At 38.2% G+C, this 13,529-nt stretch carries 14 protein-coding genes; 12 read left to right on the top strand and 2 right to left on the bottom strand.

The genetic code is table 11. The features are described 5' to 3' along the window. The first annotated feature begins 349 nt into the window (after window positions 1–349). From PMI_RS14615 to chbG, 6 genes are all read left to right on the top strand, one after another. Window positions 350–676, top strand: a complete 327-nt coding sequence (locus tag PMI_RS14615; RefSeq protein ID WP_004246718.1) for a PTS sugar transporter subunit IIB — start codon at window positions 350–352, stop codon at window positions 674–676. Between the two features lie 89 nt (window positions 677–765). Next, window positions 766–2,124 (top strand): PTS N,N'-diacetylchitobiose transporter subunit IIC, encoded by a 1,359-nt coding sequence (chbC, locus tag PMI_RS14610; RefSeq protein ID WP_012368566.1) that lies wholly within the window; start codon window positions 766–768, stop codon window positions 2,122–2,124. A 61-nt stretch (window positions 2,125–2,185) separates the two neighbouring features. After that, window positions 2,186–2,533: a PTS N,N'-diacetylchitobiose transporter subunit IIA gene (gene chbA, locus PMI_RS14605; RefSeq protein WP_012368565.1), complete on the top strand. Its 348-nt coding sequence runs from the start codon at window positions 2,186–2,188 to the stop codon at window positions 2,531–2,533. A gap of 8 nt (window positions 2,534–2,541) precedes the next feature. Next, on the top strand, window positions 2,542–3,390 hold the full coding sequence (gene chbR / locus PMI_RS14600) for a transcriptional regulator ChbR (RefSeq protein ID WP_004246722.1): 849 nt from the start codon (window positions 2,542–2,544) through the stop codon (window positions 3,388–3,390). Window positions 3,391–3,550: 160 nt separating this feature from the next. Continuing rightward, entirely contained in the window at window positions 3,551–4,903 is a 1,353-nt protein-coding gene (locus tag PMI_RS14595) for a 6-phospho-beta-glucosidase (protein ID WP_012368563.1), read from the top strand. A 37-nt stretch (window positions 4,904–4,940) separates the two neighbouring features. Further along, window positions 4,941–5,702: a chitin disaccharide deacetylase gene (chbG, locus tag PMI_RS14590; protein ID WP_012368562.1), complete on the top strand. Its 762-nt coding sequence runs from the start codon at window positions 4,941–4,943 to the stop codon at window positions 5,700–5,702. Between the two features lie 108 nt (window positions 5,703–5,810). Here the strand turns inward: chbG and PMI_RS14585 are convergent, their stop codons facing one another. Together PMI_RS14585 and PMI_RS14580 are read right to left on the bottom strand one after the other, a co-directional pair. Next, complete coding sequence (locus tag PMI_RS14585) at window positions 5,811–6,377, bottom strand: Ail/Lom family outer membrane beta-barrel protein (RefSeq protein ID WP_004246725.1); 567 nt, start codon at window positions 6,375–6,377, stop codon at window positions 5,811–5,813. A gap of 201 nt (window positions 6,378–6,578) precedes the next feature. Next, window positions 6,579–7,274 (bottom strand): hypothetical protein, encoded by a 696-nt coding sequence (locus PMI_RS14580; RefSeq protein WP_012368561.1) that lies wholly within the window; start codon window positions 7,272–7,274, stop codon window positions 6,579–6,581. 434 nt (window positions 7,275–7,708) lie between these two features. Here PMI_RS14580 and PMI_RS14575 point away from each other — a divergent pair, with 434 nt between their 5' ends. The 6 genes from PMI_RS14575 (at window position 7,709) to PMI_RS14550 (ending at window position 13,524) form a co-directional block, all read left to right on the top strand. Then, entirely contained in the window at window positions 7,709–8,488 is a 780-nt protein-coding gene (locus PMI_RS14575) for a class I SAM-dependent methyltransferase (protein ID WP_004249044.1), read from the top strand. A gap of 21 nt (window positions 8,489–8,509) precedes the next feature. After that, window positions 8,510–10,087, top strand: coding sequence for a nickel ABC transporter substrate-binding protein (nikA, locus tag PMI_RS14570; RefSeq protein WP_004246728.1), 1,578 nt, complete (start codon window positions 8,510–8,512; stop codon window positions 10,085–10,087). Between the two features lie 62 nt (window positions 10,088–10,149). After that, a complete protein-coding gene (gene opp1B, locus PMI_RS14565) occupies window positions 10,150–11,076 on the top strand; it encodes a nickel/cobalt ABC transporter permease (protein WP_004249045.1) in 927 nt (308 codons plus the stop codon). A 2-nt stretch (window positions 11,077–11,078) separates the two neighbouring features. Continuing rightward, window positions 11,079–11,948 (top strand): nickel/cobalt ABC transporter permease, encoded by an 870-nt coding sequence (gene opp1C / locus PMI_RS14560; RefSeq protein ID WP_012368560.1) that lies wholly within the window; start codon window positions 11,079–11,081, stop codon window positions 11,946–11,948. Then, complete coding sequence (locus PMI_RS14555) at window positions 11,926–12,735, top strand: ABC transporter ATP-binding protein (protein ID WP_004246731.1); 810 nt, start codon at window positions 11,926–11,928, stop codon at window positions 12,733–12,735. The genes opp1C and PMI_RS14555 overlap by 23 nt, the downstream gene beginning before the upstream one ends. A 36-nt stretch (window positions 12,736–12,771) precedes the next feature. After that, on the top strand, window positions 12,772–13,524 hold the full coding sequence (locus PMI_RS14550) for an ABC transporter ATP-binding protein (protein WP_004246732.1): 753 nt from the start codon (window positions 12,772–12,774) through the stop codon (window positions 13,522–13,524). The last annotated feature ends 5 nt before the right edge of the window (window positions 13,525–13,529 follow it).

Genomic DNA, 13,529 nt, shown 5'->3' with positions numbered 1-13,529 from the left:
TAATGATACTAATTCACATTCTCACAATAATAAAGGATTAACTTATATTATTGTGCTGAATCTTTGCATCAGATCATGTGAAGAGAAGAATGGACAAATTTTGTAACGCGAAACAATGCTAAAGATTTTTTGCTTAATTTGTGAAGAGGGTCAATACACTAGGTCAATCAGAGACAATTATGTGTCAGTAAAAAATATCGTTAGTGAGTATCATTGCGTATACTTTATTCAATCAGAAACAATCTTAATTGCTAAATTTTACTTTAATTCTGTACTGACATCTTAATCAATGCACATGAGAAAGTAGCATTATCTCTAGGGCAGAGTGTGGCCAATTTGAGAGGGTTTTATGCAAAAGAAATATATTTATCTATTTTGTTCTGCTGGCATGTCAACATCTCTGTTAGTGACAAAAATGCGTGCACAAGCAGAAAAATATGATGTACCCGTTATTATTGAAGCTTTTCCAGAAACATTAGCAGAGCAAAAAGGCCAAGAAGCGGATGTCGTTTTATTGGGGCCACAAATTGGTTGGATGCTCGCTGATATTCAAAAATTATTACCCAATAAACCTGTCGAAGTCATTGATTCATTGTTATATGGGAAAGTGGATGGATTAGGTGTATTAAAAGCAGCAGTAGCCGCCATTAAGAAAGCATCAGCAACAACTAATTAATTTTTTTATTGTTATTTTTATTTATTCCAGTCAAAGAGTGAATTTTTCAGCTAGCCGAGCAATTAGCGGCATTTTAAGGGTATTTTTCTATGAGTAAAGTCATTGGTTCACTTGAAAAGGTACTCCTTCCTTTTGCGGTTAAAATTGGAAAGCAACCTCATGTTAATGCGATAAAAAATGGTTTTATCCGTTTAATGCCATTAACACTTGCCGGGGCAATGTTTGTACTTATCAATAATGTTTTTCTCAGTTTTGGTGAGGGCTCCTTTTTTTACTCTCTTGGTATTCGTTTAGATGCCTCAACAATTGAAACACTTAATGGTTTCAAAGCCATAGGTGGTAATGTCTATAACGGTACGTTGGGAATAATGTCATTGATGGCGCCGTTCTTTATTGGTATGGCGTTGGCGGAAGAGAGAAAAGTCGACCCTATTGCGGCGGGATTACTTTCTATCGCCGCCTTTATGACGGTAACACCTTATGACGCTGGTGGCGCTTATGCTGTGGGGGCGAACTGGTTAGGAGGTGCCAATATTATCTCAGGGATTATTATTGGCCTTGTGGTTGCCGAAATGTTTACCTTTATAGTGCGTCGTAATTGGGTTATCCGTTTGCCCGATAGTGTACCTGCCTCCGTTTCGCGCTCTTTTTCTGCCTTAATTCCTGGTTTTATTATTTTATCAATTATGGGAATTATCTCTTGGGGATTAGCGCATTACGGTACACATTTCCATCAAATCATTTTAGATTCTATTTCAACGCCATTGGCTTCGTTAGGATCAGTTGTTGGGTGGGCTTACGTTATTTTTACCTCTTTGCTGTGGTTCTTTGGTATTCATGGTTCACTGGCGCTGGCGGCACTTGATAGCGGTATTATGACACCTTGGGCATTAGAAAACGTCTCTATTTATACCGAGTATGGTTCAGTTGAGGCGGCACTTGCTGCAGGCAAAACGTTCCATCTTTGGGCAAAACCGATGCTAGATTCGTTTATCTTCTTAGGAGGAACAGGGGCGACGTTAGGTCTGATATTAGCTATCTTTATTGCATCGCGTCGAGCAGATCACCGTCAAGTGGCGAAGTTAGCATTACCTGCGGGTCTATTCCAAATTAATGAACCTATTATTTTTGGTTTACCTGTGATTATGAATCCAGTGATGTTTATTCCTTTTATTCTTATTCAGCCAATCCTTGCTGCTATTACCGTAACCGCTTATTACCTTGGGATTATTCCGCCGGTCACAAATATTGCACCTTGGACGATGCCAACAGGGTTAGGGGCATTTTTTAATACCAATGGCAGTATTGCCGCACTGTTATTAGCACTCTTTAACTTAGCTGTTGCAACACTGATTTATCTGCCTTTTGTGATTATTTCGAATAAAGCACAAACCGAAATTGATAAAGAAGAAAGTGAAGAAGATATTGCTAATGCATTGAAATTTTAACGAATAGACAATGGCTGTGCAGCGCTTATTTTGCACAGCTAAGCACCAAAGAGGGGGAATGATGTTAGATATTGAGAATTGCGTTGATAGCTCAGCGACAGATGATGAATTTGAAGAAATTATCATGGGGTTAATTATTAATTCAGGGCAAGCACGAAGTATCGCTTATGCAGCGTTAAAAAAAGCGAAGCAAGGTGATTTTGCACAAGCCAAGAAAATGATGGAACAATCTCGAGCAGCATTAAATGAAGCTCATAAAATACAGACCCGCTTAATTGGTGATGATCAAGGATTGGGTAAAACGAAAGTGAGCTTGGTACTGGTGCATGCTCAAGATCATTTAATGACATCTATGTTAGCCAGAGAGCTTGTCACAGAGCTTATCGAGTTACATGAAAAAATAAAGTAAGGCGAATGATGATGCACTCATTAAAAGCGCAAGCTGAAATACGCATGGTATATGAAAACCAATTATTTAATGGTAAGAATTTTCATGTGTTTATTTATAACAAAACAGAAAGCGTCAGTGGGTTGCATCAGCATGATTATTATGAATTTACTATTGTTTTAACAGGGCGCTATTATCAAGAAATTAACGGTAAAAAGGTGTTATTAGAGCGTGGTGATTTTGTCTTTATTCCTATTGGCTCGCATCATCAAAGTTTTTATGACTTTGGTGTAACTCGTATTTTAAATGTGGGAATAAGCAAAGCTTTTTTTGATAAACATTATCTTCCTTTATTGCCCGCTTATTTTGTTGCTTCTCAAGTTTATGCATTAAAAAATGAGTTTCTTTCTTATATTGAATCCGTGATTAGCTCATTAAATTTCAGACATACAGAATTTAATGAATTTATTGAAATTGTCACCTTTAATGTGGTGAATAGATTACGACATTATAGAGATGATGGTATTGAAGATGATATTCCCTTATGGCTAAAAGACGCCATTGATGGAATGCATGATAAAAGCCGATTTGGGGAAAATGCATTGGCAAATATGGTGCAATTATCTGGAAAATCGCAAGAGTATTTAACTCGAGCAACTCGCCGTTATTATGATAAAACGCCGATGCAAATTATTCATGATATTCGAATTAATTTTGCTAAAAAACAATTAGAAATTACGAATTACTCCGTCACCGATATTGCTTTTGATGCAGGTTATAGTAGCCCGAGCTTATTTATTAAGACTTTTAAGAAGATAACATCGCTCACACCAAATAGTTATAGAAAGAATTTATACAGTATTAAAGAGACTAACTAATTTATAATTAAGCGTAAAAAGTAATCAATAATATCAATTGATTTTTATTAAATAGAGAGAGAAAGAAGAAAATAACGTTATTTTCTTTAGGGATTTTTACGCCTTAATTTTGCCATTAATAGACAAATAACAGCATGATTGTGCTGTATGGGAGTATTTTATGAGTCATAAGTTAAAAGTGGTCACCATTGGTGGAGGAAGTAGTTATACACCTGAATTATTAGAAGGATTTATTAAACGTTATCATGAATTGCCGATCACGGAATTATGGTTGGTTGATGTTGAAGAAGGCAAAGAAAAACTGGATATTATTTTTGCGCTTTGCCAGCGTATGATAAAAAAAGCGGGTATCCCTTTAACCATTTATAAAACACTTGATCGTCGTGAGGCATTAAAAGAGGCTGATTTCGTCACTACACAGTTGCGAGTTGGTCAATTAAAAGCAAGAGAATTGGATGAAGCCATTCCGTTAAGCCATGGTTATTTAGGCCAAGAGACCAATGGTGCCGGTGGGCTATTTAAAGGATTACGTACTATTCCGGTTATTTTTGACATTATTAAAGATGTTGAAGAAATTTGCCCTAATGCGTGGATCATAAACTTTACTAACCCTGCAGGTATGGTGACGGAAGCGGTTTATCGCCATACCAATTTTAAGAGATTTATTGGTGTTTGTAATATTCCTATCGGTATGAAAATGTTTATTACTGATGTGCTTAAGCTAACGGAGCAAGATACGCTTTCTATTGATCTGTTTGGCTTAAATCATATGGTGTTTATTAAAGATGTGATTGTTAACGGTCAATCCCGTTTCCCTGAATTATTAGAAGGAGTTGCTTCGGGGACGTTAACCGCAGGATCGGTGAAAAATATTTTTGATTTACCTTTTAGTGAGGGGCTAATTCGTTCTCTTAATCTGTTGCCATGCTCTTATTTACTCTACTACTTTAAACAAAAAGAGATGTTAGCCATTGAAATGGGGGAATACTATAAAGGTGGTGCTAGGGCTAAGGTTGTTCAGCAAGTCGAAAAACAACTGTTTGAATTGTATAAAGATCCACATTTAAATATTAAACCTAAAGAGTTGGAATTACGTGGAGGGGCTTATTATTCTGATGCTGCTTGTGAAGTGATTAATGCGATTTATAACGATAAACAGGCGGAACATTACGTCAATATTCCTCATTACGGTCATATTGATAATATCCCTGCAGACTGGGCAATTGAAGTGACGGCTATTTTAGGTAAAGACGGAGCCAAACCACATCCACGTTTAACCCATTTTGATGAAAAAGTGCTGGGGCTTATTCATACTATCAAAGGGTTTGAGATCGCAGCCAGTCAAGCGGCTATTAGTGGTGAGTTTAATGATGCATTACTTGCGATGAATTTAACGCCGCTGGTACTTTCCGATAAAGATGCTGAAGTACTGACTCGTGAGATGTTATTAGCACACAAAGCGCATTTACCTAATTTTGCTCATGCGATTGCACAATTAGCAGCATCAAACTAAGTGATTTAGACTCAATAAATCATAAAAAGGAGACAGAATGGCACACTTGTTAATTGTCAATGCCGATGATTTTGGGCTGAGTAGAGGGCAAAATTATGGCATTGTTGAATGTCATCGTCATGGCATAGTGACATCAACGACGGCGTTGGTGAATGCTGAAGGTATTGAGCATGCGGCACAATTATGCAAGGAGCTACCTCATCTCGGTGTCGGGCTCCATTTTACATTGACTATGGGACAGCCGCTGTCTCCTATCCCTTCTTTAACGCGTAATGGGGTGTTAGGTAAATGGCTATGGCAAATGGCAGAGCAAGAGCAGTTACCTTTAGATGAGATACGAGTGGAGCTTAATGCACAATATCAGCGCTTTGTTGAGTTGTTTGGTTGTCCCCCCGACCATATAGACAGCCATCATCACGTGCATATGTTTAAACAAATTTTCCCCATCGTGGCAGAGTTTGCACAACAAAAAGCATTACCGATACGTGTTGATAGACTGTTGGCACAAAAAGAAAATCTTAATACTCAAGGGGTTATTAGTAGTGATGGTTTTGATAGTCAATTCTATGGTGATGAAATCAGCCAAGCCTTGTTTTTAAAGACACTGGATGACGCTAAAGCACGTGGTGAACAATCACTTGAAGTGATGACACATCCTGCTTTTATTGATAATCCTTTACGTGTGAGTGGTTACTGTTTCCAACGTTTAACGGAATTAGAGGTGTTGACGCAATCATCGTTAAAACAAGCGATTGCTGAGCGTGGATATCAATTAGGTACTTATCAAGATTTAATTTAATAATATTATCTCGTATTTTAAAAATATCCCAGAGTGTGTCTGTGAAATAATTTGCCTCTGTTATTGATAATGACAGAGGCTTTTTTTATAATTTAATTAAATCAATAATTAGAAGCTATAACCAATATTTGCAATAAAGCCATCAATAATTAATTTATTATCACTTAATTTATTCATTTTATAACGGCTGTTTTCATAGCCAACGGAAACAGAAAGCATATCGATAGGGTTAATGGTAACACCGGCTCCCCAGCTAAAAGCATTTTTCTTGATTATACTTTCAGGTACTTGTCTAGTATCTAAACCTTTAAATTCGATTTGAGCCATACCTGCCACACCATATACACTAATATAGTCATTGAGGCGCAAGGTTGGCCCCGCCATCACTGAATAATAGCGGGCATCAACATCTTTTATTAATTGTTTTAAAGGCTTATTTAAATCATATTCATTTTGCGCATAGGTAGCAATTGCCATAATACCTAGCTGTTGATTGAATTCTTGACGTATAGAGAGATTACCACCGCGCATAATGCCTGATTGGCCGGCAATTTTTATTTGTGCATAACCTGCAGAAATTGTTGTTTTATCTAATGAGGTATTTTCATGTGCTTGAACGGTAGAAATAGAAAATATTCCACTGATAAATAATGCTGATAATAGTTGTTTTTTCATTTTTAATATCCCATTTGCTTACTATTTAGAATGGTGAATTATAGTAATGACAATTGTTTAAATTGGAATAAAAAAAGATAAATGAGATAAAATAGGTTTTTTTTATATAAAAATAATAATTTATTGGCGTGTTTGTTTTTATAAATAAATAGCGTTTATATCAATATAAAACGCTATTTTTTATTTTATTTAATACCTTAGTTATTTATTTGTTGTTAGGTTATCTTGCTTATTAGTCGTATTAGTTGTAGCTGTCATCGTTGAGGTAGAGTGAGTTGCGACAGCGGTCGCTGAAGTATTATTGATAGAAGGCGTTGTATTGATATCAAAACATCCTCTTAACCATGAGACTAAGGCAATTAAAACCAATAATAATACCAGTAACCAACGTAACCAACGGTGGCGAGTTTTTGGTGATATTTTTGCAAGCGCCGCTCCGGCAGCTGCTGCACTAGAGCCAGCAGTGACTTGTGCAACAGTCGGCGCTAAAGGTGTGGTACGAGGCCACCAAGTAATAATGGGTTTTCCATTAATGATATAGATGCTCTCTGCATCGGGTAGGGTTGAGGCGGTATCAAGCAGATGGCGCTCTTCATCGGTAATGCGTTGCTGTGAAGCAAGTAATGCCGTTTGCTCTTTAAGATTTTTTAAATCATCATCGAGAGCATCTCTTATCTCTTGGCGTTGTTGCTCTGACAATGCATTTAATGCCACTGGCTGACCGGATATTTCACCATACCATTCAATAGTATCTTCTGCAGTTTTTTGCGGGGTTGCAAATAAGGTGTGATATTTGGCAGGAAAGTGTTGTATCAGTAACTGTATTAATTGCTGTTGATGAGCTAAGGCAAAATCAGCACGAGTGGTATTGGTTGTTAATCGTGAAATGAGATCCATATGAGAGTGCCTTTATTGATAGCGAAAAGAAAATTATCAATCAACATGACTATCTAATCACTATAGCGCTTTTGTGTGCAAGAAGAAATCAAGGCCGCTATTTTTTATCCTTAATAAGAACACTATTTGGGCGACGTAATAGCGGTTATTAAGCTATCTGCGCAAATTGTTTCTAGATCTTCTCTATCGTCAGTATTAGCCTAAATTCTGTTTGCTTGGTATCCATTTTACACCTTACGATAACGCGTTTCGGTAAAAATCGATGTGAGTCAACGAAAGCCAGCTTGCCTTTGGAGAGCTAAAAATCATTGATATAGCACATGGAGGATCTCGAAACTAAAAGGTAAGGTGGCTGACGAAGACACACAATCCCCTTCTTTTTCTCGTTTAGGGAATTTTTACCTCTCTTATGTTGATACAACAGCAGGTTTTTGATGACAAATAAAATCGATAATAACCAATTACTTCATGATGTGACCCGTTACTGGAATATCCGCGCTGAAAGCTATAGTGCTGCCAACCAGCAAGAGTTATTAAGTGAAAAACAGCAAAAATGGCGTCAGTTATTGTTAAGCCATGTCAAAGAAGGGGAGACATTAAAGGTTCTTGATATCGGTACGGGGCCGGGATTCTTTGCTATTTTATTAGCGTTGTCGGGCCACCAAGTCACTGCAATTGACGCCACGCCAGGGATGTTGCTTGAGGCTAAAAATAACGCCAGCCAACATAATGTTTCTATTAACTTTGTTTGTGGTGATGTGCAAGATCTTCCCTTTGGCGATGAACAATTTGATTTGGTCGTCAGCCGTAATGTGACATGGAATTTAAAATCACCCTGTGAGGCTTATCAAGAGTGGTTTCGCGTATTAAAACCTGGGGGAAGCTTAATTAATTTTGATGCCAATTGGTATTTACATCTGTTTGATGATGAATATTGGCAAGGTTTTCTTGCTGATAGAGAGCGAGCGGCGCAAAAGCAAGTTGCTGATCACTATGTTAATACTGATACAAAAGAGATGGAAAGAATTGCTCGCCAATTACCATTAAGCCAAGTTAAGCGTCCACAGTGGGATATTAATACACTACTAGATATCGGTTTTATTCGTTATAGCGTGGATATTCGTATTGGTGATCACGTTTGGGATGAAGAAGAAAAAATTAATTACGGCTCAACCCCTATGTTTATGATCCATGCTCAGAAAAATAATCGATGAGAATGATAAAAGGAAAATAATGTGAAACCTCTATTTACAGTTATTCCTACACTATTATTAACATTGGCGTGCGTATTTCCTGCTTTTGCCAATCAAAGTAATAATATATTGGATTATGCCAGTACAAAAGATATCCGTGATATTAACCCCCATCTTTATTCCGGTGAAATGGCCGCACAAAACATGGTATTTGAACCTTTGGTTTTAAATACCGATAAGGGGGTTGCACCTTATTTAGCACAACGCTGGGAAATTTCTCCTGATGGTAAAAGTTATACCTTTTTCTTGCGCCAAGACGTTACATTTAGTGATGGCGAACCTTTTAATGCGCAAGCGGTAAAACTTAATATTGAGGCTGTATTAGATAATTATCAGCGTCATGCATGGCTAGAATTGGTACGTCAAATCGACAGTGTCGAGGTTATCGATCAGTATACTGTTAAGCTAAATTTAAAAAATCCCTATTATCCAACCTTAACTGAACTTGGCTTAACTCGCCCATTTCGTTTTATTTCACCTAAATCATTTATTAACGGTAAAACTAAAACAGGGGTGAGTCATTATATTGGTACGGGGCCTTGGGTGCTCACGGAACATAAGAAAGATCAATATGCTGAATTTAAGGTTAACCCTCATTATTGGGGGCAAAAACCAGCATTAACTGGGGTGATGTGGCGAGTGATCCCCGATAGACAGACAATGCTATTATCCTTACAAAAAGGAGATATTCAGCTAATTTTTGGTGCAGATGGCGACATGTTAGATATGGACTCTTTTGACGCATTAATGGCATCTGATAAATTTAAAACACAAATGAGTGCACCTATTGCTTCTCGTGCTATTGTGCTCAACAGTAGTCGCCCTATTACTTCAAGCCAAAAAGTACGCCAAGCATTAGAGTATGCCGTTGATAAAGAAGGGATTGCTCAAGGTATTTTAGCGGGAAGTGAAAAAGTCGCTGATACATTAATGGCAAGAAGTGTACCTTATTGCGATTTTGATTCACCAACTTATATTTATCAACCGGAAAAAGCTGCCTCGTTATTAGAAGAGGAAGGCTGGCTATTACCTGCGGGTAAAACAGTGCGTGAAAAACAGGGAAAACCGTTGCAGTTATTGCTCTCTTATAATGTGAATAATGCGGTTGAAAAAGAGATAGCCGAACTATTGCAAGATGATTTTAAGAAAATTGGCGTGGCACTGACGGTATTAGGGGAAGAGAAACAGGCCTTTTTAGATAGACAGAAAAGTGGTGATTTCGATTTACAGTATTCTCTTTCGTGGGGAACACCTTACGATCCCGCCTCTTTTGTCTCATCCTTTAGAATTCCAGCTCATGCTGATTACCAGGGACAGAAAGGGTTAGCCAATAAAGCACAATTAGATGCGATGATTGGCGAGTTGTTGATTACGCCAGATGAACATCGCCGTCAGACATTATATCAACGCTTATTTACCTCATTAGCGGAGCAAGCCGTCTATATACCATTAACCTATTCGCGTACTAAAGCGATTTACCGTAGTGAATTGGAAAACGTTGGTTTTAATCCATCTCAATATGAAATACCTTTTGAAAAGATGCGTTTTAAAGCCGAATAACCGATTAATTTAAGAGGTTACTTCAATATGGCACTGATCCGGTGCCATATTGGTTAAAGCAGATGTTACGTTATCTATGTTGGCGCCTATTGGCGATATTGCCGCTAGTATTGATTATTTCGTTTATTGCCTTTGTTTTGCTGAATTTAGCACCGTCTGATCCGGCAGAAGTGGCTTTGCGTGTTAACGAAATTGTACCGACGCCCGAAGCGATTGAAGGTATGCGCCGTGAGCTTGGTTTAGATAAGCCTTTTTTCACACGCTACTTTTTATGGCTTGTAGCGGGATTTCAACTGGATTTTGGCACCTCTTTTTTGACCCGAAAACCGGTGATACAAGAGATGTTAACTGCTCTCCCCCCCACGCTTTGGTTAGCGGCTACCGCATTATTATTTACGCTTATTATCGCGTTACCTTTAGCCTTATGGTGTGTGGCAAAACCACATAGCTTGATAGACAAAAGTATTCGGCTGATTGTTTTTGTGTTAACCGCAATTCCTAATTATTGGTTAGGGTTGTTGTTAATTTGGGCGGTGGCGGTTCATTTAGATTGGTTACCTGTCAGTGGTATGTTGACACCACAATCGGTCATTTTACCGGCATTTGCACTCTCTTTAGGTTATATCGGCACTTATTTACGTTTGTTACGGGGCGCAATGCTTAATCAATGGCATCAGCCTTATGTATTTTATGCCCGAACAAGAGGATTACCTGATAAGCTGATTTTGCGTCGCCATATATTACGTAATTCACTCGCTTCTGCGCTGACGGCGCTAGGAATGAGTATTCCGAAACTTATCGCGGGCACGGTCGTGATCGAGAATATTTTTGCATGGCCTGGGGTGGGGCGACTGTGTATTAGTGCCATATTTGGACGCGATTATCCGATGATACAAGCTTATATTTTAATGATGTCATTGTTATTTCTCTTTTTTAACTTTCTGATAGATATCATTCAGATGAAAGTCGATCCTCGTCTAAGGCGGTAACAATGTGGCGGTTATTCTGGCAACGACTTGCGCAAGATAAAAGTGCACAACTCTGTTTATTGGTGATGGTTATTATTACCATCGCCGGAATAGGCGCACCTTGGTTTGCACCTCATGATCCCACTTTAACATCGATACGCTTAAAATTTCAGCCAATCAGCTTTCACTATCCACTGGGTACAGATAATTTAGGGCGTTGTGTGTTTTCACGTTTACTCTTTGGTATTCGAACCACCGTTTTTTATGCCATATATGCGATGGGTATAACACTGCTGATCGGTTGGCTAATGGGGATGTTGGCGGGCTATTTTCACGGTAAAACGGATACAGTGATTATGCGTTTATGTGATGTGGTATTGTCATTTCCTGCGGAAATTATGATCTTAGCCTTAGTGGGCATAATGGGGCCTGGAATAGGTAACATCTTGATTGCGGTGATCTTGGTTAAATGGGCTTGGTACGCCAGAATGATACGAGGCATTGTTCGACAATATTCACATCGTCACTATATTGCTTATGCTCAAGTGATTGGCGCACCACCAACACATATTTTACGACGCCATTTATTACCCGTGACATTAGCTGAAACTATCGTTTTAGCCTCAAGTGATATTGGTAGTGTTATTTTAATGATCTCTGCTCTTTCATTTCTGGGGTTAGGGGTACAGCCACCCACCCCAGAATGGGGTAATATGCTGAGTGAAGCAAAAAATGTCATGGTATTACATCCCGAACAAATGCTACCTGCGGGGATAGCGATTACGGTTGTTGTTACTGCATTTAACTTTTGGGGCGATTTTTTACGCGATGTGTTCGACCCCGATAATCGTCAATCAGTCGGGGATAAATATGAACAATTTACTGACGCTTAATCAAGTCTCAATCTATGATCCTCACAGCGAAAAAAAGCGGGTAGATAATCTCTCCTTTAGCCTTAAACAGGGGCGAACGTTAGCTATTGTCGGTGAGAGTGGTAGTGGTAAAAGCTTAATCAGTAAAGCCATTATTGGCTTACTTCCAAGTACACTTGCACTATCGGGAGAAATTTTTTTTGATGAAAAGCCCCTTCATTTATATTCAGAGCAACAACGGCGTGCCCTATTAGGGACATCGCTAGGTATGATTGTGCAAAACGGCATGAGTGCTTTTGATCCGTTGATAAAAATAGGCAAGCAAGTTAGCCAAACTTTAATTTACCATTTTTCTTATACTAAATTACAAGCATTCAATGCCACTAAACAAGCATTGGATGAGGTGTTTGAGCATCAATCTTTAATGATTATGCAGGCATTTCCTCACCAATTAAGTGGGGGGCAATTACAACGTGTGATGATTGCCATGGCTTTGGCGTTATCACCAAGGTTATTAATTGCTGATGAACCTACTACCGCATTAGACGCTCCCTTGCGCAGAGAAATATTACAGCTATTGCAACGTATCACGATATCTAAAAACACCACCTTAATTTTTATCTCCCATGATCTAGGATTAGTCAGTCAGATTGCTGATGATATTTTAGTGATGAAAGAGGGAAAATTAATCGAGTTTGGTGACAAAAACAGCGTATTAGATACACCTAAGCAAGCCTATACCCGTTATTTAATTGAGGCTAGAGCTAAGCTTTCCCAACGTTTTGCACAGGTGCTTTATGCTCGGTGATCAGCATGAAACGGCGATAAACAACAAGAGGATCGAATGCTATTACGAGTAGACAACGTCAGTAAATATTATTATCAAAAAGGGGCGCGCTTTTTTAAAGAAAAAGTGACTATTCTCGATGCGCTCTCTTTTAATATACAAAAGGGTGAAGCTTTCGGGTTAGTTGGAGAAAGTGGCAGTGGAAAAAGTACCCTTGCACGGTTAATCAGTGGCTTAGAATTACCTGATCAAGGGGCTATTTATTTAAATGATAAGCCAGTGACGAAACGATGTTATCGACAAGGTGTAATAAGTATTGTGTTTCAGGATCATATCGCTTCAGTCAATCCGACTTTTACAGTGGGTGAAATGATTGCTGAACCTATTAAACTGATTAATCCGACTCTCCGTCATAACGAGTTAGAAACAATTATTTTTTCTTTTTTAGAGAAGGTGCAATTACCTAAAAGTTGTTATCAGCGTTATATTTTTGAATTGTCTGGTGGGCAAGCTCAACGAGTTTGCTTATGTCGTGCGTTAGCATCTTACCCACAACTAATTATTTTAGATGAGGCAATAAGCTCTCTCGATATACCTACACAAGTTGAAATATTGGATTTATTAAAATTATTAAAAGAGGAACTCCAATTATCCTATCTTTTTATTAGTCATGATATTCAAACAGTGACTTATTTTTGCGATAAAGTCATGTTTATTTTACAAGGTCAACAAATTGAATTATGCGAGATAAATAAATTAAGTACTGTTACTCATCCTTATGCTAAAAAATTAATTCAATCTGTTATTTAATCAAC

The sequence above is a fragment of the Proteus mirabilis HI4320 genome (assembly GCF_000069965.1).
In the GTDB taxonomy this organism is placed as follows: Bacteria; Pseudomonadota; Gammaproteobacteria; order Enterobacterales; family Enterobacteriaceae; genus Proteus; species Proteus mirabilis.
The sequence above is the reverse complement of the archived record's forward strand: the minus strand, read 5'-3'. Positions and strand labels throughout refer to the sequence as shown.